The sequence below is a fragment of the Demequina maris genome (assembly GCF_000971155.1).
GTDB classification, from domain to species: domain Bacteria; phylum Actinomycetota; class Actinomycetes; order Actinomycetales; family Demequinaceae; genus Demequina; species Demequina maris.
This window is the reverse complement of the sequence record NZ_BBLX01000001.1, coordinates 394,661-415,043: the sequence shown is the minus strand read 5'-3', so window position 1 is coordinate 415,043 and position 20,383 is coordinate 394,661. Positions and strand designations below refer to the sequence as shown.

The following is a 20,383-nucleotide window of genomic DNA, read 5'->3' as shown; positions in this document are numbered from 1 at the left end:
GGACCGCTAGCCTGACCGCATGACCGAGTCCGACGTCGTCCGCCTCGCGCGCGACCTCATGCGCATCGACACCTCGAACTACGGCGACGAGGAGGGCCCCGGCGAGCGCGCCGCGGCCGAGTACGTCGCCACGTTCCTGTCCGACCTGGGCCTCGAGCCCGTGATCCGCGAGTCCGAGCCGGGCCGCGCCTCGGTCACCGCGCTGTGGGAGGGAGCCGACCGGACGCGCCCGCCGCTCGTGCTCCACGGCCACCTCGACGTCGTGCCCGCCTTCCCGGAGGACTGGACGGTCGACCCGTTCGGCGCCGAGGTCAAGGACGGCATGATCTGGGGCCGCGGAGCGGTCGACATGAAGGGCGTCGACGCGATGTACCTCGCGGCCATCGGCCGCATGATCGGCGCCGGCGTGAAGCCCGCCCGCGACATCGTCATCGCGTTCTTCGCGGACGAGGAGCACGGCGGCCACCGCGGCGCGAAGTGGATGGTGGAGAACCACCCCGACGACTTCCGCGGCGCCACCGAGGCCGTGTCGGAGGTCGGCGGCTTCTCGATCCAGGTCGCCGGCAAGCGCGTCTACCTCTTCCAGACGGGGGAGAAGGGCATGCAGTGGCTGCGCCTCGCCGCCTCCGGGGTACAGGGCCACGGCTCGCTCGTCCACCACGACAACGCGGTCGTGCACCTGGGCGGCGCGATGGCGCGCATCGGCGCCTACGAGTGGCCGATGGAGATCTCGCCCACGTCCGAGCACCTGCTGCGCGGCACCGCCGACCTGCTCGGCGTCGACTACGCGGACGACCCCGCCACCATCGACGCGCTCGTCGCGGGTCTCGGCGCGGTGGGCCGCATGGTCGAGGCGTCGCTGCGGAACACGTCGAACCCGACGATGCTCGACGCGGGCTACAAGGTCAACGTCATCCCCGACACTGCGGGCGGCTTCGTCGACTCGCGCTTCCTCCACGGCCAGCAGGAGCAGGTGCTGCGCAAGATCGAGGAGCTCGCGGGCACGCACGTCAAGGTCGAGCAGTACATCACCGAGGCGTCGATCGAGCTGCCGTTCGACGTGCCGCTGGTGCACAAGGCCATCGAGGCCGTGACGTTCGACGACCCCGAGGCGATCGTCCTGCCGTACACGATGATGGGCGGCACCGACAACAAGCACCTCGCGACGATCGGCATCGCGGGCTACGGCTTCGCGCCGCTGAAGCTGCCGCCCGAGCTGGACTTCCCTGGCCTGTTCCACGGCATCGACGAGCGCGTGCCGATCGACTCGCTCGAGTTCGGCACGGACGTGATGGTGCGCTTCCTCACCGACTGCTGAGCCGGGCCGCGCGCGGGCGCGGCCGAACGCATCGTGCCTATGGTGGACGGGGAGGGAGCGCCACAGGACCGGCGAGGTGATTCCCGATGCGCGCGAGGCTCCGACGGGGAGCGTCCGGGGGTCGCGCCGCGCTCGCGGGGGCGGTCGCGGTCCTGGTCCTCGGCGCCTGCGCAGCGGGCGGCCCGTCGGCCGAGGAGCTCGCCGTGGTGGAGTACGCGCCCGAATCCTTCGAGGGCTTCGAGGCGTCGACCCCGGAGGAGCAGGGCCTCGACCCCGACGCCGTCGCGGAGCTCTACTGGCGCGCCGGCACCCTCGAGAGCATCCACAGCCTCACCGTCATCAAGAACGGGTACGTGGTGGCGCAGGACTACTTCAACGGCACGGACGCGGACCTGTCGCAGAACGTGCAGTCCGTGACCAAGAGCTACACGGGCGCGCTCGTGGGCATCGCGATCGAGGAGGGATGCATCGCCGGCCTCGACGAGCCGATGATGACCTACTTCCCGGAGCTGGCGGGCCGCGTCGCCGACCCCCGCAAGGAGCAGATCACCATCGAGGAGCTGCTGCAGATGCGCGCGGGCTACCCGTGGCTCGAGGCGTCCGCGGAGGGCGTCGAGCTGCTGTTCCACGGCTTCGCGCCGTCCAACGTCGTCGACGTGCCGCTGGCCCGCGACCCGGGCACCGGCTGGGACTACTCGAACCTGTCGTCGCACTTCCTGGCGATCGCCGTCGCCCGGGCCTGCGCCGACGACGACCTGCTCGCCTACGCGCAGGCGCGCCTGTTCGACCCGCTCGCGACCACGCCGAGCGAGTGGACCCAGGACTGGGAGGGTTATCGCCTCGGCTACACCGAGCTCTTCGTGACCGCGCGGGAGATGGCCCGCTTCGGCCAGATGTACCTGGACGGCGGCCGGGTCGACGGCGAGCAGGTGGTGCCCGAGGCCTGGGTCGAGCAGTCCTGGACGCCGTACACGGAGAGCGCCTGGTACTACAAGGTGGGCGACAACTTCGACCGCACGGCCTACGGGTACCAGTGGTGGATCATCGACGCCGGGCCGCACACGTACCGGCTCGCGTGGGGCCACGGCGGCCAGCAGATCGCGGTGCTGCCCGAGCTCGGCCTCGTGGTCGTGGTGACCGCGGACCCGTTGCGCGGGCAGCTGGGAGACGAGCCGTGGCGGCTCGAGAAGGCCAACCTCAACCTGGTCGCGGACTTCATCGCGGGGCTGCCCGAGCCGGACGAGGCCTAGCGGCACCCGGGCGCAGTCCCGCGCGCGCCACCCCCGCATCGTCCCGCGGTAGCGGCGCATCGTCCCGCGGTACGCAAGTCACACCGCTGGCGGCACGTGATCCGGGATCCCCGTTCAGGCGGCGCGCGCCGGTCGTCAGACGTGTGACTTCCGGAAGGGGGAGGCGCGAGTGCGCGAGCCCTACGCCGCGTCGTCGGTGCGGCGCACGTTCATGACGCGGCGGCGCAGCCACACGCGACGCGCGCCGCCGATGAAGGTCTGGGAGCGGATGAGGTCCCACCGGCCGTATTCGGCCTGCTCCGTCAGGAGCGCGCGCGCCTCCGCCCGTGTCACCTCCACGGGGATGTCCACCACCCGCCAGTCGAAGCGCGAGTCCGCCGGGGCGGCCGTGCGTCGAGGGGTGATGATGTGGGCGGTCCTGCGTGCGTCGTGGTTCATCTCGCCTCCCATTCAACCTGTTCCGCGGGTAACGTCATAGCCATGGATTCCCAGGCGCACGAGGCGCTGAGGCTGCTGATCGCGGCGTACGAGGAGCACCTCGCCGCCGTGCTGGCCCGTCGGGGCGACTCCGACGTCGCCGTCGACGACGCGTACGACGCGCTCGCCGACGCCTTCGACCGGTACGAGGCCGTCCTCGACGTCGAGTACGGGGAGACCCTGCCGATGCTGCTCGACGACATCGAGCTGGAGGAGCCCGACGAGGGCGACGAGTCCGACGTCGACGAGGACGAGGACGACGACGGCCTCGACCCGCACGCCGAGGAGGACGAGGACGTCCTCGACGACGACCTCGACGACTTCCAGCTGCGCTGAGGCGTCCCGGCGCGTCGTCCGTCACCCGCGTCGCGCGCGCACGTTCCCCGGTCGACGAGGCCCGTGCGCGCCGTGGTCATCGGCGCTCCGGGTATCCGAGCTCGATGGCGGAGACCTCGTCGAGCGCGTCGACGATCGCGGGCGGCAGCTTGAGCGTCGCCGCGGTGAGGGAGGGGAGCAGCTGCTCGGCGGTCCGCGCGCCCACGACGGCGGTCGCCACGAACGGACGTGCGAGCACCCACGCCAGCGCGGTCTCGAGCGGCGTCACGCCGAGGCCCTCGGACGCGATCGCCAGCGCCTCGACGATGCTGCCGGCGCGGTCGTCGAGGTACGGCTCGACGAAGCCCGCGAGGTGCTCGGAGGCGGCCCGCGAGTCCGCGGGGATGGACGTGCGGTACTTGCCGGTGAGGACGCCGCGTCCCAGCGGCGACCAGGCCATCACGCCCAGACCCAGGGACGATGCGGCGGGCACCACCTCGCGCTCGATGCCGCGCTGGAGCAGCGAGTACTCCACCTGGGTCGCGGCGAGCGTGGGGCGCCGGTCGGCGAGGGCCGCGATGTGCGCGGTCGCCCAGCCGGGGTAGTTGGAGACGCCCACGTAGCGGGCGCGGCCGCTGTTCACCGCGATCTCGAGCGCGTGGAGGGTCTCGTCAAGCGGCGTGCCGGCGTCGTACTGGTGGACGAGCCACACGTCGACGTGGTCCGTGCCGAGCCGGCGCAGCGACGCGTCGAGGGTGTCGAGCATCGTGTCGCGGGAGGCGTCGACCATGCCGCCGTGGGCGGTGCGGCGGATGCCGGCCTTGGTGCAGATCTGCATGTCGGTGCGGGAGACGGAGCCGCCGAGCATGCGGCCGATCAGCTCCTCGGAACCCCCGTCCGCGTACGAGGCGGCGGTGTCGAGCAGCGTGCCGCCCGCGTCGAGGAACGCGTCGAGCTGGCCGCCCGCCTCCTCGGCGTCGGTGTCGCGGCTCCACGTCATCGTGCCGAGCGCCAGACGCGACACCTCGAGTCCCGTGGTGCCGATCCGTGCGCGCTGCATGGGGGTGACGCTACCGAAGGTCGACGGCGTCACCGGCGCGCAACACGCGGGCACTAAGGTTGCCGCCATGGGTTGGTGGGAAGCAGTCATCCTCGGGCTGGTGCAGGGACTCACGGAGTTCCTGCCGATCTCCTCGAGCGCGCACATCCGCGTCATCGGCGCGCTGCTCCCGCACGGCGAGGACCCGGGCGCCGCCTTCACCGCGATCATCCAGATCGGTACCGAGGCGGCGGTGATCCTCTACTTCTGGAAGGACATCGTCCGCATCATCGCGGCGTGGTTCCGCGCCCTGCTCGACCGCGAGGCCGTGGGCTGGAAGGCCCGCACCATCGGCGCCGCCGACCCCGACGCGCGCATGGGCTGGTGGGTCATCCTCGGCTCGTTCCCCATCGTGATCCTCGGCGTCCTGTTCAAGGACACGATCGAGACCACGCTGCGCAACCTCTACATCACGGCCTTCGTGCTCGCGGGCTTCGCGATCGTGCTGTGGATCGCGGACCGCATGGGCGAGAAGCGCCGCCACCTCGAGGACATCACCCTCAAGGACGCGATCCTGCTGGGCTTCGCGCAGGCGATGGCGCTGATCCCGGGCGTCTCCCGCTCGGGCGGCACCATCACCATGGGCCTGTTCCTCGGCATGACGCGCGAGGCCGCCGCCCGCATCTCGTTCCTGCTGGCGATCCCCGCGGTGCTCGGCTCGGGCTTCTTCGAGCTGTTCACCGAGTGGGACACGCTGGGGGAGGCCGGCTCGCCGAGCTTCCTCAACACCGCGATCGCTACGGCCGTCGCCTTCGGCGTGGGCTACGCGGTGATCGTGTGGTTCCTCAGGCTCATCTCGCACCACAGCTACACGCCGTTCGTGATCTACCGCATCGCGGCCTCGGGCGCGATCGTCGGCCTGCTCGCGGCGGGGGCCATCAGCGCGACCTGACGCGCGCATCGTCCCGCCGGACGATGCGCCGGGAAGCGGGACCGGCCGCTAGGCCTTGCCGTTGCCCAGGTCGCGGCGGCGCAGGAACTTCTCGAACTCGGCGGCGATCGCGTCGCCCGACGCCTCCGGCAGGGACGTCTCGTCCATGACGGACTCCAGCTGCTCGACGTGGGCCGAGATCTCCTCGTCCTCCTCCGCGAGCTCGTCCGCGCCGTGCTGCCACGCCTCGACCTCCTCGGGCAGGTCGCCCAGGTCGATCGGCTCGCCCAGGAAGCGCTCGAGCTGCGACAGGATCGACACGGTCGCCTTGGGGCTCGGCGGGTGCGCGATGTAGTGCGGCACCCCCACCCACACGGAGATCACGGTGATACCGCGCAGCGCGGCCTCGTGGCCCAGCACGCCGAGGACGCCGGTGGGGCCCTCGTAGTCGGAGCGCTCGAGGTCGAAGGCCTCGCGGGCGCGGGCGTCCTCGCTCGTCACGAAGGTGGGCAGCGGGCGCGTGTGCGGGGCGTCGACCAGCAGCGCGCCGCACGTGATGAGCGTCTTGACCTCGAGGTCGTCGGCGCAGTCGAGGATCTCGCGGCAGAAGCGGCGCCACCGCATCGACGGCTCGATCCCGCGCACGAGCGCGATGTCGCGGTCGCCCACCCACGGGCCGTTCGCGGTCGACACCACGGTGCCGGGCCAGGAGATGACCCGCTCGCCGCCCGCGAGCGTCTGGATGCTCGGGCGGCTCACCTGGAAGTCGTGGTAGTCCTCGGGGTCGAGAGCCGCGTACTCGCGTGCGTTCCACATCTTCGCCAGGTGGTCGAGCGCGGAGGACGCCGCGGAGCCCGCGTCGTTCCATCCCTCGAAGGCCGCGATCATCACGGACTGGTCGGCGGCCAGGGCTGCGGGGTCGCTCTCGGCTGTCATTGCGCCAGCCTAGACTCACCCCATATGAATGAGAAGGCGACGCTCCCGGCCGCCGTGCTGTGGGACATGGACGGCACCCTGATCGATTCGGAGCCGTACTGGATCGCGGCGGAGACCGAGCTCGCCAGGAAGTTCGGCGTGGGCTGGACCCACGAGGACGGCCTGCAGCTCGTCGGCAACCCGTTGTCCGTCTCGGCGCAGATCATGATCGACCGCGGCGTCGCGCTCGACCCCGACGAGATCATCACCTACCTGCTCGGCCGCGTCACGGCCCAGGTGCGCCAGCGCACGCCGTGGATGGACGATGCGCGGGCGCTGCTGGACGACGTCGTCACCGCGGGCATCCCGTGCGCGCTCGTGACCATGTCGTACTCGATGCTCGCCGAGGCCTTCGTCTCGCGCGCCCCCGACGCGTTCGCGGTCGTGGTCACGGGCGACCAGGTCACCCACGGCAAGCCGCACCCCGAGCCCTACCTGACCGCGGCCGAGCGGCTCGGCGTCGACATCGCCGACTGCGTCGCGCTCGAGGACTCGCCCGCGGGCGTCGGCTCGGCGTATGCCTCCGGGGCGGCGACCATCGGCGTGCGACGGCTGGTGCCCATCGAGGCGCGCCTCGGTCTCAGCCGCGTGAGGTCGCTCGCGGGCCTCGACGTCGACGGGCTGGCGCGGATCCTCGGGGGAGAGGTCGTCGACGAGCTCGGCGAGGACACCTAGTCCCTCGAGCCCCTCACGCCTCCACGGAAAATGGTGGATGGTGGTCGCTTTCGGGCGGTTCCTGCGCCTCAGGGGTAGATCGTTGTCGTCTCGCGGTGGGCCCGGCCGCGGCCTGGTCCGCGCGTGAGGATGCCCGAGCGGCGGCGGGCAGTGGGCCGCGCATGCTGATCTCGCACTGAAACGACCACCAGTCACCCATGGCGCGCACGGATCTCCTGAAACCGACCACCAGCTACCACTTCCGCGGGGAGGGAGCGGGTGGAGCGGGAGAGGGCGGGCGGCGCCTCAGGCGGTGAGGGGACGGACGCCCAGGGCGCGCTCGACCGCATCCGGGTCGAGCGGCAGCTCCGCGCCGCCGAACTCCGGGCACTGCTCCTGGAAGCTGCACCACCCGCACAGCGCCGACTTGCGCGTCCGGAACCGCCCGTCCCGCGCGGCCGCGGTGATCTCGTTCCAGATCTCGCGGATCTCGTGCTCGATCTGCGAGATGTCGTCCCCGGTGGGGCGGATCTCGAGCCGCCCGCCGTCCTTGAGGAACAGCAGCTGCAGCAGCGCGGGACGGCGCTGGCGGAGCCGCTCGATCACGAGCGCGTAGAAGCGCATCTGGAAGCGTTCCTTGCGTTCGCCGTAGCGCGGGTTGGGCGTCTTGCCGGTCTTGTAGTCGACGATGCGGATCGAGCCGTCGGGGGCGATGTCGATGCGGTCGACGATGCCGCGCAGCAGCGGCCCGTCCTCGAGCTGCAGCTCGACGAACTCCTCGCGGCCGGCCGGCTCGAGGCGCTGGGGATTCTCGAGGTCGAAGTACGTGGACAGGCGCTGCCGGCCCTCCGCGAGCCACGCCTGCTCCGCGGCCTGGTCCTCGTGCAGCTCGGCGAGCGCCGGGTCCTTCGCCAGCATGGCCCGCCACTGCGGCTCGAGCCGCGCGTGCGCGCTCTCGACCGTGCGCTCGCGCGCCGGCAGGTCGTACAGCTTCTCCAGCACCGCGTGCACGAGCGTGCCGAGCGTCGCGGCCGCCGACGGCGGCTCCGGCAGCCGGTCCACCGTGCGGTAGCGGAATAGCAGCGGGCACTGCTGGAAGTCTCCGGCACGGGAGGGGGAGAGGGCTGGCGGTCGAGGCATGCGACCACCCTAGGTGCACCCTCCGACATCGGCCCCGACAACCGCGACGGCGCGGCCGCGCGCGCCGGGACGGCCGCTGCCGCCCACTACCGTGGTCCCCATGAGCCAGCCCCCGCCCCGCACCCCCGCCGCCAAGCAGCGCGGCATCACGCTCGGGCGCGTGCTCGGCGCGCGCGTCGTCCTCATGCCCTCGACGATCGTGATGGCGCTCATCCTCGCGGCCTTCTACGGCACCGGCGCCGACGGCTTCAGCCGTCAGGGCTTCTCGATCGGCCTCGCGGTCGCGATCCTGCTCTTCGTCTCGGTCTTCCTCCACGAGCTCGCGCACACCGCGGCCGCCCGCGCGTTCGGGCGCGAGGTCCAGGAGATCGTCCTGACGTTCTTCGGCGGCCACACGCAGTTCCGCAGCTCGGACCCGCGCCCCGTCGAGATCGGCGTCATCGCGGCCGCGGGCCCAATCACCAACGCGGTCATCGGCGCCGGCGCCCTCGCGGCGGCGGGCGCCTTCGACGGTATGACCGGCCGGATCCTGTCGTACGCCGGTCTGCTCAACCTCATCCTCGCGGGCTTCAACGCCCTGCCCGGCTCGCCGCTGGACGGCGGGCGCGTGGTCAACGCGATCGTGTGGGGCGTCTCCGGCGACCGCTGGAAGGGCCACCGCTGGGCGGCGAACGGCGGCCGCATCGTCGCGATCGCGGTCATCGTGCTCGCCGTGGGTGTGCCGCTGCTCACGGGCGGGTCCGTCGACATCGTCGCGGCCGTGTGGGCGATGTTCCTCTTCTCGGTCATCTGGCCGGCCGCCTCGGCGGAGCTGCGCGCCGCCACCGTGCTCGGCCGCCGCGAGAAGGTCACCGCGCTGTCGCTCGCGGCCCCCGCAGTGGGCGTGCCCTTCGACGCCACCGTCGCGCAGGCCCGGCAGGTCGCCGCGACCGCCGGCGCGCGCGAGGTGGTCGTGCTGACCGCCGACGGCCAGGCCGCCGGCCACTTCCCGGTCGCGCTCACCGAGGCCGTGCCCGAGGAGGCGCGCGCCACCACGACGCTCATGTCCGTCACGATGCCGGTGGTGCGCGGCGCGCAGATCCCCGCCTCCGCGACGGGCGAGACGCTGGTCGAGGCCGTGGTGCCGTGGTTCGGCCGCACGGACGTGCTCGTGGTCACCGACGAGGACGGGCTGCCCGTCGGGGTGGCCAAGCTCGAGGAGATCCGCGAGGCGCTCAGCTGAGAGGGACGATGCGCCGCGCACCGCGCGGAAGGGGCCTGCCGGGCCCCCGGTGGCCCCGGACTTCGCGGCCCCCGCGCCCCATAGACTGACCGCATGACCCAGACCTCCGAGCCCGTCGGCGCGTCCGAGCGCCGGGGCCCGCTCCGCGCCGGCGACCGTGTCCAGCTGACCGACGCCAAGGGCCGCCACCACACCATCGTCCTCACGCCCGGCAAGCAGTTCCACACGCACCGCGGCATGTTCCACCACGACGACGTCATCGGTCAGCCCGAGGGCACCGTCGTCACCAACACCGCCGGCTTCGACTACCTCGTGCTGCGCCCGCTGCTCAGCGACTTCGTGCTGTCGATGCCGCGCGGCGCCGCGGTGGTCTACCCCAAGGACTCCGGCCAGATCGTGCAGATGGCCGACATCTACCCGGGCGCGCGCGTGGTCGAGGCGGGCGTCGGCTCCGGCGCCCTCACCATGTCGCTGCTGCGCGCGGTGGGCGACGCCGGCCAGCTGGTGAGCATCGAGCGCCGCGAGGACTTCGCGGACATCGCTCGCGCCAACGTCGAGTCGCACTTCGGCGGCGCGCACCCCGCCTGGCGCCTCGAGATCGGCGACTTCGCCGACCGCGTCGCGGACGTGTTCGAGCCCGGCACGGTCGACCGCATCATCCTCGACATGCTCGCCCCGTGGGAGAACATCGAGGCGGCCGCCGATGCGCTGGCGCCCGGCGGCGTCTTCCTCGCCTACGTCGCGACCACGACGCAGCTGTCCCGCCTCGCCGAGGACCTGCGCGAGCACGGCGGCTTCACCGAGCCGCGCGCGTGGGAGTCGATGGTGCGCACGTGGCACCTCGAGGGCCTCGCGGTGCGCCCCGACCACCGCATGATCGGCCACACCGGCTTCCTGCTCACCGCGCGCCGCATGGCCCCCGGGGTCGAGCCGCCGCGCCGCACGCGCCGTCCCGCGAAGGGCGCCTACCCGCACGAGGAGCAGTGGAGCCCGGAGGACCTGGGCGAGCGCGCCGTGTCGGAGAAGAAGATCCGCAAGGTGCGCCGCGACGCGACGACCGCGCGCGACGCCGCGGCCGAGGAGGACTGATGGTGGCCGAGGCCCAGGACGTCATCGCGCGCCTCGAGCGCCAGAACGCGGAGCTGCAGCGCCTGCTCACGCTCGCGCGCGACCAGATCGGCGAGATGCGCGAGAAGCTCGCGGAGGCCTCGCAGCCGCCGCAGACCTTCGCCACCTTCGTCGAGTGGTCCGGCCGCAACGCCGACGTGGTCGCGAGCGGCCGCCGCCTGCGCGTGGCCGTGCTGCCCACGCTCGAGGCGGACCTCGCGCCCGGCGACGAGGTGCTGCTCAACGCCATGAGCGTCGTCGTGGACGTCGCCAAGCCGGACCGCACCGGCCAGGCCGCGATCGTCCGCGAGGTCGTCGACGAGGACCGTCTCCTCGTGGTGTCGCGCGGCGAGGACGAGCGCGTCGTCACGCTCGTGGGAGGCGACGCCCCGCGCCGCGTGCACGAGGGCGACACCGTCATCATCGACCCGCGCACCGGCTTCGCGACGGAGAAGGTCGAGCGCACGGGCGTCGAGGCGCTGCTGCTCGAGGAGGTGCCGGACATCGACTACTCGTCGATCGGCGGCCTCACCCCGCAGATCGAGCGCATCCGCGACGCGATCGAGCTCCCGCTCGTCCACCCCGAGCTGTACCGCGAGCACGCGCTGCGCCCGCCGCGCGGCCTGCTGCTCTACGGCCCCCCCGGCTGCGGCAAGACGCTCATCGCGAAGGCCGTCGCGCACTCGCTCGCCGAGGCCGTGGGCGCGGACCGCTCGTACTTCCTGTCCGTCAAGGGACCGGAGCTGCTCAACAAGTACGTGGGCGAGACCGAGCGCTACATCCGCACCATCTTCGAGCGCGCCCGTGCCAAGGCGCACTCGGGCGCCCCGGTCGTCGTCTTCTTCGACGAGATGGACGCTCTGTTCCGCGCCCGCGGCTCCGGCGTGAGCTCCGACATGGAGACCACGATCGTGCCGCAGCTGCTCACCGAGCTCGACGGCGTCGAGGCGCTCGGCAACGTCATCGTCATCGGGGCGTCGAACCGCGAGGACATGATCGACCCCGCGATCCTGCGCCCCGGCCGCCTCGACGTGAAGATCGAGATCTCGCGCCCCAGCCCCGAGGCGACGGCGGACATCTTCGGCAAGTACCTCACGTCCGCGCTGCCGCTCGCGCAGGCCGAGCTCGACGCGCACGGCGGCGACCGCGACGCCACCGCACGGGGGCTCATCGACGCCGGCGTGTCCCGCATCTTCGCGCACGGCGACGCGTCGCGGCACGTGTCCGGCGCCGTCGTGCGCAACGTCGTCGACCGCGCCAAGACGGCCGCGATCAAGGGCGTCGTCGCTGGCCACGCCAAGGGCCTCACGCGCGCCCACCTCGAGGTGGCGGCGGACCAGGAGCTCGCCGAGGCGCGCGCCGTCGTCGCCGGCACCCTCGCGGGGGAGTGACGTGAGGGTCGTCGGGATCGAGACCGAGTACGGCATCGTCGACCCGGACGAGCCGCGCGCCAACCCGATCCTCATGTCGTCGCGCCTGGTCACGGCGTGCCGCGCGTGGGCGGGCGAGGCCACCAGCCGCTGGGACTACGGCGGTGAGGACCCGCTCCAGGACCAGCGCGGCTTCCGCCGCTCGCGCCTCGGGGCCTCCGAGGACCTCCTCACCGACGCGTCCGAGTTCGACGCCGCCGAGGGCCGGGTGACGCTGCGCCGCCGCCGCGGCTCGTGGGAGGACCCCGCCCACCTCAACGCGGTGCTCGCCAACGGCGCGCGCTTCTACGTCGACCACGCGCACCCCGAGTACTCGGGCCCCGAGGTCACCGGCGCGCACGATGCGGTGGTCTGGGACCGCGCGGGCGACGCCGTCGCCCTGGCCTCCGCGGCGCGTTACGCCGAGGACGAGGGCTCACGTGTCGAGCTGTACAAGAACAACGTCGACGGCAAGGGTGCGAGCTACGGCACCCACGAGAACTTCCTGGTGGACCGGGCGGTCGCGTTCGACGACCTCGCGCGGCGCCTCACGCCGCACCTCGTGACCCGCCAGGTCTACACCGGCGCGGGACGCGTGGGCCTCGGGCAGTTCGGCGAGGAGCCGGGCTTCCAGATGTCGCAGCGCGCGGACTACATGGAGGCCGAGATCGGCCTCGAGACCACCCTGCGCCGCCCCATCGTCAACACGCGCGACGAGCCGCACGCCGCCCGCGACCGCTACCGCCGCCTCCACGTCATCATCGGCGACGCGAACCTCTTCGACGTCGCGACGTTCCTCAAGATCGGCACCACGTCGCTCGTGCTGTCCGCGATCGAGGCCGACGACGAGCGCCTCGACGCGCTCGAGCTCGCGACCCCCGTCGAGGACGTGCAGACGGTCTCCCGCGACCTGCAGCTGCGCGCGCGCCTCGAGCTCGCGTCCGGCGAGAGCGCGACGGCGCTCGAGATCCAGCGCGCGCTGCTCGAGATCTGCCGCAGCTACGCGACCGACGCCGGCGACGCCGCCGTCCTCGCCCGCTGGGAGGGCGTCCTCGAGCGGCTCGGCGGCGACCTGTTCTCCGCCGCCCGCGAGGTCGAGTGGGTCGCCAAGCTCCAGCTCCTCGGCAGGCTGCGCGCGCGCCACGCGAGCGAGGGCCACCCCGACGGCCTGCCGTGGGACGATGCGCGGCTCGCCGCGATGGACCTGCAGTGGAGCCGCCTCGGGGACGGGTGGGCGACGCGGCTCGCGGACGCGGGCCAGGTCGAGCGGCTCGCCTCGGACGACGAGGTCGCGGCCGCGACCACCCGAGCTCCCCAGGACACCCGCGCGCGCCTGCGCGGCGGCATCGTCGCGGCCCGCCCCGACCTCGTCGACGCGGCCGGCTGGTCCACCGTGGTGCTCGACCGCGAGACCGACCACGGGCACCTCGAGGTGGTCCACCTCGACGAGCCGGCCGCGGCGCGTCACCCCCTCCTCGACGCGCTCATCGGCGGATAGACTCGCGGCATGGCCCAGCTCAACGCGCAAGGACAGCCCTACGAGGACGACGCCCCCGAGCCGGAGGCGCCCGCCCCCGCCGCGGCGACCGCCTCCACGGACGCGCTCGACGACCTCCTCGCGGAGATCGACGGGTCGCTGCAGGTCAACGCGGAGCAGTTCGTCCGATCGTTCGTCCAGAAGGGCGGCCAGTAGCCTCCCGCGGGCGACGCACCATGCTCTCCACCGACATCCCGCCGCCCCTCGACGTCGACCCCGCCCGCCGCATCTTCGGGCTCGAGACGGAGTTCGGCCTCCACCTCGACACCGGCGCCGCGCGCCCGGTCACGCCGGAGGAGGTCGCCGGCCACCTGTTCCACTCGGTCGTCCAGTGGGGCCGCTCGTCCAACGTGTTCCTGCCGAACGCGTCGCGCCTCTACATCGACGTGGGCGCGCACCCCGAGTACGCGACCGCGGAGTGCGACACCCTCACCGACCTCATCGCGTACGACAAGGCCGGCGAGCGCATCGTCCACGACCTGGTCGCCGGGGGAGAGGAGCGCCTGCGCGCCGCAGGCGTCGAGGGCACCATCCACCTCTACAAGAACAACACCGACTCGGCGGGCAACAGCTACGGCTGCCACGAGAACTACCTCGTGCGCCGCCGCGCGGACTTCAAGGCCTTCGCCTCCGCGCTGCTGCCGTTCCTCGTCACCCGGCAGATCGTCGCCGGCGCGGGCACCATCACGCGCACGCCGTCGGGCGCGCACTACAGCTTCTCGCCGCGCGCGGACCACATGTGGGAGGGGCTCAGCTCCGCCACCACGCGGTCGCGCCCCATGATCAACACCCGCGACGAGCCGCACGCGAACGCCGAGCTCTACCGCCGCATGCACGTCATCGTCGGCGACTCGACCATGGCCGAGCCGACGACCCTGCTCAAGGTGGGCGCGACGGACCTCATCCTGCGCCTCATGGAGGCGCGCGTGGTGCTGCCCGAGCTCACGCTCGCGCGCGAGATGCAGGCCATCCGCGACGTCGCCCACGACCTGTCCGGGAAGGCGACCGTCGAGCTCGCCGACGGCCGCCGCCTCACCGCGGTCGAGGTCCAGCAGCAGTACATCGACCTGGTGCGCTCGCACCTCGGCGGCGTCATCGCGCCCACCGAGGAGGTCGACCGGATCCTCGACCTGTGGCAGCGCGGCGTCGACGCGGTCCGCACGCAGGACTTCTCCGGCGTCGAGACCGAGCTCGACTGGGCGATCAAGCACCGCCTCGTGATGCGCTACCGCGAGAGGCTCGGCTGCGACCTCGACGACGCGCGCCTCGCGCGCCTCGAGCTCGCGTTCCACGACGTGTCGCCCGAGCGGGGCGTCTTCTCCCGCCTCCAGGACCAGGGGCTGGCCCGACGCATCGTCTCCGAGGCCGACATCCAGCGCGCGATGACCGTCGCGCCCCAGACCACGCGCGCGCGGCTGCGCGGCGCGTTCGTCACCCGCGCGCTCGAGTCCGGCCGCGACTTCACCGTCGACTGGGTGCACCTCAAGATCGCGGGCTCGTCCGGCACGACGGTCCTGCTCAAGGACCCCTTCCGCACCGAGGACGCGCGCGTCGACGCGCTCCTCGACGCCTTGAACCCCGCCTGACCGGCCGTAGACTCTTACGGTCCCGAAAGGAAGCCACCCCTATGCGTCGTCTCGCCGTGCTCGCGCTCGCCCTCGTGCCCCTGGTGCTCGGGGCGTGCAGCGCCACGTCGTCCGACGTCGACGCGAGCGCCTCGCCCTCGGGCGACATCTCCGACATCGTGATCGGCGGCTCGGACACGCTCGCGCCCTCGCTCGAGTTCACGCCCGGGCTCGACTACTCGGAGGAGCAGTCGAAGGTCGTGTGGGACGGCGACGGCGAGTACCTGCAGGACGGCGAGCCGCTGCTGCTGGACATCTACGGGGCGTCGCTCGACGACGGCACCACGCTGATCAACACGTACGACGGCCTGCCGCGGTCCTTCCTGCTCGCGCCCGAGGTCGTGGGCCAGGAGCTCTACCAGCGCCTCCTCGACGTCCGCGTGGGCGCGCGCCTGCTCGTGGTCGCGCCCCCGGGCCTGGACGCGGACGCGGAGTCGCCCATCGCCATGGTGGTCGACGTGCTGCCCGACCACGCCGTCGGCGCCGAGGTGGCCGAGGATCCCGCGCTGCCCCAGGTGACGCGGTCCGCGTCCGGCGAGCCGTCGGTGACGATCCCCAAGGGCGACGGGCCCGCCGACCTGCAGATCGCGACGCTCGTGCAGGGCTCGGGGTCGCAGGTCAAGGACGGCTCGTACCTCAGCGTCAACTACACCGCGTGGTACTGGTCCGCCGGCAAGGACGAGGACGGGAAGTGGAAGAAGGGCGACGTGCTGGACTCGTCGTGGCCCGTCGAGACCGCGCCGTTCGAGCTCCAGATCGGCTCGGGCCAGGTGGTCCGCGGGCTCGACGAGGGCCTGCTCGACCAGACCGCCGGCTCCCAGGTCCTGCTCGTGGTGCCCGCGAGCTACGGCTACGCGTCCAAGGGCACGCTCGTCTTCGTCGTGGACATCCTCGACGTGTGGAATCCGGAGGGAAGCGCCTGATGGGTGTCGCAGTCCGTCTCATCCCGTGCCTCGACGTCGACGCCGGGCGCGTCGTCAAGGGGGTCAACTTCGAGAACCTCCGCGACGCGGGCGACCCCGTCGAGCTCGCGGCCGCGTACGGCGCCGCCGGCGCCGACGAGGTGACGTTCCTCGACGTCACCGCGTCCTCCGGCAACCGCGAGACCACGCTCGACGTGGTCCGCCGCACCGCCGAGCAGGTCTTCGTGCCGCTGACCGTGGGCGGCGGCGTGCGCTCGCCCGAGGACGTGGACCGGCTGCTGCGCGCCGGCGCGGACAAGGTGGGCGTCAACACCGCCGCGATCGCGCGCCCCGAGCTCATCTCCGAGATCGCGCGCCGCTTCGGCAACCAGGTGCTCGTGCTGTCCGTGGACGCGCGCCGCTGCCAGGACGGCACCGTCACGCCGTCGGGCTTCGAGGTGACCACGCACGGCGGCCGCCAGGGCACCGGCATCGACGCGGTCGAGTGGGCCCGCCGCGGCGCGGAGCTGGGCGCCGGCGAGATCCTCCTCAACTCGATGGACGCCGACGGCACCACCGACGGCTTCGACCTCGAGATGCTCGCCGCGGTGCGCGCCGTCGTCGACGTGCCCCTCATCGCCTCGGGCGGCGCGGGCACGGTCGAGCACTTCGTCGCGGCGGCGAAGGCCGGGGCCGATGCGGTGCTCGCCGCGTCGGTGTTCCACTTCGGCACGCTGTCGATCCAGGAGGTCAAGGACGCGATGCGCGCGGCCGGGATCGAGGTCCGATGACGTCGCGCGACCAGGCGCGCCGCTACGAGGTCTCCGGCCGCTTCTCGCGGAAGGCCGTCCAGCTCCTCGCCCACGCGGTGCGCGAGCAGCCGTGGCAGTTCGGCATCGCCGTCGCCGCCGCCGCGACCTTCAGCCTGCTCACCGTGCTGTTCGGCACGCTCCTCGGCGACATCACCGACGAGGTCGTGATCCCGGGCGTCGCCGGCGAGCCCATCCAGGGCTACTGGGGCACGCTCACGCAGGACCCGTCGACCGCGATCTGGATCGCCGGCGCCGCGTTCCTGCTCATCGGCGTCGCCAACGCGATCCTCGTCGGCATCCGCCGCACGGTGCAGGGCTTCGCCGTCGCCGGCGTGGGCGCCCGCCACCGCCGTGTGGTGGCCGATGCGCTCGCGTCGCTGCCGCTCGGCTGGCACCGCTCGAACCCGTCGGGGCGCATGCTGTCCGCGATGTCCTCCGACTCGGAGACCGCGACCTCGCCGCTGCACCCGTTCGCCTTCACCGTCGGCTCGTTCGTCATGATGATCGCCGCGGGCATCACGATGTGGCGCATGGACCCCTGGCTCGCGATCACGGGCCTCGCGGTGGTGCCGATCATCTTCGCGATCAACGTGGTCTACGAGAAGGTCATCACGCCCCGCTGGGACCTCGGCCAGAGCCTCCGCGCGGACGTGTCCACCATCGCCCACGAGAGCTTCGAGGGCGGCACCGTCGTCAAGGCGCTCGGCGCCGAGGACCGCGAGACCGCGCGCTTCGCGCGGGTCGCGCGCGACCTGCGCGACGCGGACACCCGCGTGGGCCACACATCGGCGTGGTTCGAGCCGCTGATGGACGTGATCGTGCCGCTCGGCGCGGTCGCGCTCATGATCGTCGGCTCGGTGCGCGCGTCCGTGGGCGCCGTCTCGGTCGGCGACGTCGTCTCGGCGATCTACCTGGTCACCCTCATGGCCGTGCCGATCCGCGGCCTCGGCTGGGTGCTCGGCCAGATGCCCCAGGCGCTCGTGGCGTTCCGCCGCATCGGCACCATCGCGCAGGCGGCCACCGAGGTCGACGAGCCCGGCCACCTCGAGCTGCCCGCGACGGGCGCGGGCGAGGTGCGCTTCGACCGCGCCTCGATCGCGGCTGACGACGGCGACGGCGAGCTGTCCGTGATCCTCGAAGAGATCTCCCTCGAGCTGAGCCCCGGCACGGTGACGGCCCTCGTCGGCTCCACCGGCTCCGGCAAGTCCACCGTGGCGCTCGCCGCCGCGCGCCTCGCGCGCCCGGCCGAGGGCACCGTCACGCTCGACGGCACCGACCTCGAGGCCATCGCGCGCCTCGGCTCGCACGTCGCCCTCGTGCCGCAGACCGCCTTCGTGTTCGCGGGCACCGTGCGCGACAACGTCACGCTCGGCGAGGACCACTCGGACGAGAAGGTCTGGGAGGCGCTGCGCCGCGCCAACGTCACCGACGTGGTCGAGCGTCTCGCGCGCGACGACCGCACGGGCCTCGACGCCGTGCTCGCCGAGCGCGGCATGAACCTGTCCGGCGGCCAGCGTCAGCGCCTCGCGCTGGCCCGCGCCCTCGTGCGCGCGCCCCGCGTGCTCGTGCTCGACGACGCCACGAGCGCGGTCGACCCGCGCGTCGAGCGGGAGATCCTCACGGGCCTCGCCGGCGAGGACGGCCCCACCGTGCTCGTCATCGCCTACCGTCTGGCGTCGATCATGCTCGCGGACCACATCGTCCACGTCGAGCGCGGCCGCGTCGTCGACGCCGGCACGCACGCCGAGCTGCTCGCGCGCGACGCGGGCTACCGCGAGCTGGTGCTCGCATACGAGGAGGACTCGCGCCGGCGGGCCGAGGAGCAGGCGGGGTACGTGGGATGAGCGACCAGATGACGATGCGCCGGCTGTTCCGGCGCGGCCTCGAGCTGAGCCCCGAGTTCCGCAAGGGCCTCGGCGTGACCCTCGCGCTGGCCGCCCTCGCGGCGACCGGCCGCGCGGCCACGCCGTTCCTCACCCAGCGCATCACCGACCTGGGCCTCCTCGCGCCCGGCGGCGTCGACATCGCCGTGGTGGTGCAGTACGCCGCGGCCGGCGCGGCCGTGCTGATCATGGCCGCGATCGTCGCGTGGCGCGTGCGCATGCGCATGGTGACCGCGGCGGAGGCGGGCCTGGCGACGCTGCGCATCACCGCCTTCGGCAAGGTGCACGAGCTCTCGGTCCTCACGCAGAACGAGGAGCAGCGCGGCCGCTACGTGTCGCGCGTGACGGGCGACGTCGAGACGATGCGCGACCTCATGCAGTGGACCGGCGCGGCGATGATGATCGCGGCGATGGAGTCCGCCGTGGTGTTCCTCGTGATGCTCGCGTACTCGTGGCAGCTGTCGCTGCTGGTGCTGCTCGCCTTCATCCCGATGGTGATGTCGCTGCTGTGGATCCAGCCGCGCGTGCGCGCCGCCTTCGACATCGTGCGCTCGAAGATGGCCGACCTCCTCGGCCTCACCTCGGAGCAGCTCGTGGGCATCTCCACCATCCGCGCGTACGGCGTGCAGCAGCGCATGCGCGACCAGCTCGGCACGGAGATCGACGACATCCAGCGTGCCGAGAAGCGCGCGTCGGTGCTCGCGTCGCTCAACTTCTCGTCCACGGTCCTCGGCCAGTCGCTCGCCACCGGCATCGCGCTAATCGGCGGCACGCACCTCGCGCTGCGCGGCGACATCACCGTCGGCACCGTCGTCGCGTTCGCGTTCCTGGTGTACATGTTCTCGGGCCCGCTCATGTGGATCATCGAGATGCTCGCGGAGATGCAGCGCGCGGTGGTCGGCTGGCGCCGCGTGGTCGAGCTCGTCGACCAGGAGGTGACGGTCGCGGACCCGGGCGAGGACGGCACCGCCATCCCGCACGGCCGCGGCGACCTGCATGTCGACGGCGTCCGCCTGACCTACCCGGGCGGCCCCGAGGTCCTCAAGGGCATCGACCTCGACCTGCCCGCGGGCAAGCGCCTCGCGCTGGTCGGCCAGACCGGCTCGGGCAAGACGTCGCTCGCGCGCCTGATGTCGCGCTTCTTCGACCCGACCGACGGCGCGGTGCGCGTCGGCGGCGTCGACCTGCGCGAGGTGCCCATGGGCTCGCTGCGCCGCTCGGTGGCCGTCGTGCCGCAGGAGGGCTTCCTGTTCGACGGCAGCATCCTGTCCAACCTCGCGTACGCGATGCCCGACGCGAGCCCCGAGGACCTGTCGCGGCGCGCGCACGCGGCCTTCGAGTCGCTGGGCCTCGACGGCTGGGTGAAGACACTGCCGCACGGCCTCGACACGCACGTGGGCCCGCGCGGCGAGCTGCTGTCCGCCGGCGAGCGCCAGCTCGTCTCGATCGCGCGCGCCTACCTGCGCGATCCGGACCTGCTCATCCTCGATGAGGCGACCTCGGCCGTGGACCCCGCGACCGAGGTGCGCATCTCGCGCGCGCTCGAGTCGCTCATGCAGGGCCGCACCGCCGTGGTCATCGCGCACCGCCTGTCGACCGCCGAGCGCGCCGACCTCGTGGGCGTGATGGAGCAGGGCGAGCTGGTCGAGGTGGGCCACCACGACGAGCTCGTCAAGGCCGGCGGCATCTACGCGGGCCTGCACGCCGCCTGGGTGGCGCAGACCCGCGACTGAGCCCGCGCATCGTCCGGTGTGGGGAGCGTCACCCGTGTCGCTCCTTGGCAGCGG

General features: G+C 72.8%; 19 protein-coding genes. 15 read left to right on the top strand and 4 right to left on the bottom strand.

Translation table 11 applies throughout. The features are described 5' to 3' along the window. Nucleotides 1-19: 19 nt before the first annotated feature. The gene (locus AOM02_RS01965) at nt 20-1,318 is read left to right on the top strand and encodes a M20/M25/M40 family metallo-hydrolase (RefSeq protein ID WP_062296077.1); all 1,299 of its coding nucleotides are present in this window, start codon (nt 20-22) and stop codon (nt 1,316-1,318) included. A gap of 86 nt (nt 1,319-1,404) precedes the next feature. Then, nucleotides 1,405-2,568, top strand: coding sequence for a serine hydrolase domain-containing protein (locus tag AOM02_RS01960; protein WP_062296075.1), 1,164 nt, complete (start codon nt 1,405-1,407; stop codon nt 2,566-2,568). A 180-nt stretch (nt 2,569-2,748) separates the two neighbouring features. On the opposite strand, the gene AOM02_RS01955 is transcribed toward AOM02_RS01960, so the two are convergent. Then, nucleotides 2,749-3,006, bottom strand: a complete 258-nt coding sequence (locus AOM02_RS01955) for a DUF5703 family protein (RefSeq protein ID WP_228372681.1) — start codon at nt 3,004-3,006, stop codon at nt 2,749-2,751. A gap of 42 nt (nt 3,007-3,048) precedes the next feature. On the opposite strand from AOM02_RS01955, the gene AOM02_RS01950 reads away from it, so the two are divergent. Next, nucleotides 3,049-3,381, top strand: a complete 333-nt coding sequence (locus tag AOM02_RS01950; RefSeq protein ID WP_062296073.1) for a hypothetical protein — start codon at nt 3,049-3,051, stop codon at nt 3,379-3,381. A 76-nt stretch (nt 3,382-3,457) separates the two neighbouring features. Here AOM02_RS01950 and AOM02_RS01945 read toward each other — a convergent pair whose 3' ends face one another. Next, nucleotides 3,458-4,420 (bottom strand): aldo/keto reductase, encoded by a 963-nt coding sequence (locus AOM02_RS01945; RefSeq protein WP_062296071.1) that lies wholly within the window; start codon nt 4,418-4,420, stop codon nt 3,458-3,460. Nucleotides 4,421-4,487: 67 nt separating this feature from the next. On the opposite strand from AOM02_RS01945, the gene AOM02_RS01940 reads away from it, so the two are divergent. Next, on the top strand, nt 4,488-5,351 hold the full coding sequence (locus AOM02_RS01940) for an undecaprenyl-diphosphate phosphatase (RefSeq protein WP_062296069.1): 864 nt from the start codon (nt 4,488-4,490) through the stop codon (nt 5,349-5,351). 48 nt (nt 5,352-5,399) lie between these two features. Here AOM02_RS01940 and AOM02_RS01935 read toward each other — a convergent pair whose 3' ends face one another. Beyond that, nucleotides 5,400-6,266 (bottom strand): PAC2 family protein, encoded by an 867-nt coding sequence (locus AOM02_RS01935; RefSeq protein WP_062296067.1) that lies wholly within the window; start codon nt 6,264-6,266, stop codon nt 5,400-5,402. 24 nt (nt 6,267-6,290) lie between these two features. Here AOM02_RS01935 and AOM02_RS01930 point away from each other — a divergent pair, with 24 nt between their 5' ends. Further along, a complete protein-coding gene (locus AOM02_RS01930; RefSeq protein WP_062296064.1) occupies nt 6,291-6,980 on the top strand; it encodes an HAD family hydrolase in 690 nt (229 codons plus the stop codon). Between the two features lie 285 nt (nt 6,981-7,265). On the opposite strand, the gene AOM02_RS01925 is transcribed toward AOM02_RS01930, so the two are convergent. Further along, nucleotides 7,266-8,099 (bottom strand): RecB family exonuclease, encoded by an 834-nt coding sequence (locus AOM02_RS01925; protein WP_062296062.1) that lies wholly within the window; start codon nt 8,097-8,099, stop codon nt 7,266-7,268. Between the two features lie 100 nt (nt 8,100-8,199). Between AOM02_RS01925 and AOM02_RS01920 the strand changes: the two genes are divergently transcribed. The 10 genes from AOM02_RS01920 (at nt 8,200) to AOM02_RS01875 (ending at nt 20,329) form a co-directional block, all read left to right on the top strand. After that, nucleotides 8,200-9,321: a M50 family metallopeptidase gene (locus tag AOM02_RS01920; RefSeq protein WP_062296059.1), complete on the top strand. Its 1,122-nt coding sequence runs from the start codon at nt 8,200-8,202 to the stop codon at nt 9,319-9,321. Between the two features lie 93 nt (nt 9,322-9,414). Further along, nucleotides 9,415-10,410, top strand: a complete 996-nt coding sequence (locus AOM02_RS01915; protein ID WP_062296057.1) for a tRNA (adenine-N1)-methyltransferase — start codon at nt 9,415-9,417, stop codon at nt 10,408-10,410. After that, complete coding sequence (arc, locus tag AOM02_RS01910; RefSeq protein WP_062296055.1) at nt 10,410-11,819, top strand: proteasome ATPase; 1,410 nt, start codon at nt 10,410-10,412, stop codon at nt 11,817-11,819. The genes AOM02_RS01915 and arc overlap by 1 nt, the downstream gene beginning before the upstream one ends. 1 nt (nt 11,820) lies before the next feature. Further along, entirely contained in the window at nt 11,821-13,335 is a 1,515-nt protein-coding gene (gene dop / locus AOM02_RS01905) for a depupylase/deamidase Dop (RefSeq protein WP_062296053.1), read from the top strand. A 9-nt stretch (nt 13,336-13,344) separates the two neighbouring features. Beyond that, nucleotides 13,345-13,530: a ubiquitin-like protein Pup gene (locus tag AOM02_RS01900; RefSeq protein WP_062296050.1), complete on the top strand. Its 186-nt coding sequence runs from the start codon at nt 13,345-13,347 to the stop codon at nt 13,528-13,530. A 20-nt stretch (nt 13,531-13,550) separates the two neighbouring features. Then, nucleotides 13,551-14,960, top strand: a complete 1,410-nt coding sequence (gene pafA / locus AOM02_RS01895; protein ID WP_062296048.1) for a Pup--protein ligase — start codon at nt 13,551-13,553, stop codon at nt 14,958-14,960. Nucleotides 14,961-15,001: 41 nt separating this feature from the next. Beyond that, the gene (locus AOM02_RS01890; RefSeq protein ID WP_062296046.1) at nt 15,002-15,922 is read left to right on the top strand and encodes an FKBP-type peptidyl-prolyl cis-trans isomerase; all 921 of its coding nucleotides are present in this window, start codon (nt 15,002-15,004) and stop codon (nt 15,920-15,922) included. Continuing rightward, entirely contained in the window at nt 15,922-16,692 is a 771-nt protein-coding gene (hisF, locus tag AOM02_RS01885; RefSeq protein ID WP_062296044.1) for an imidazole glycerol phosphate synthase subunit HisF, read from the top strand. The genes AOM02_RS01890 and hisF overlap by 1 nt, the downstream gene beginning before the upstream one ends. Then, a complete protein-coding gene (locus tag AOM02_RS01880) occupies nt 16,689-18,557 on the top strand; it encodes an ABC transporter ATP-binding protein (protein WP_062296042.1) in 1,869 nt (622 codons plus the stop codon). Before hisF ends, AOM02_RS01880 begins: the two co-directional genes overlap by 4 nt. Further along, nucleotides 18,554-20,329: an ABC transporter ATP-binding protein gene (locus tag AOM02_RS01875; protein ID WP_062296040.1), complete on the top strand. Its 1,776-nt coding sequence runs from the start codon at nt 18,554-18,556 to the stop codon at nt 20,327-20,329. Before AOM02_RS01880 ends, AOM02_RS01875 begins: the two co-directional genes overlap by 4 nt. Nucleotides 20,330-20,383 lie beyond the last annotated feature (54 nt).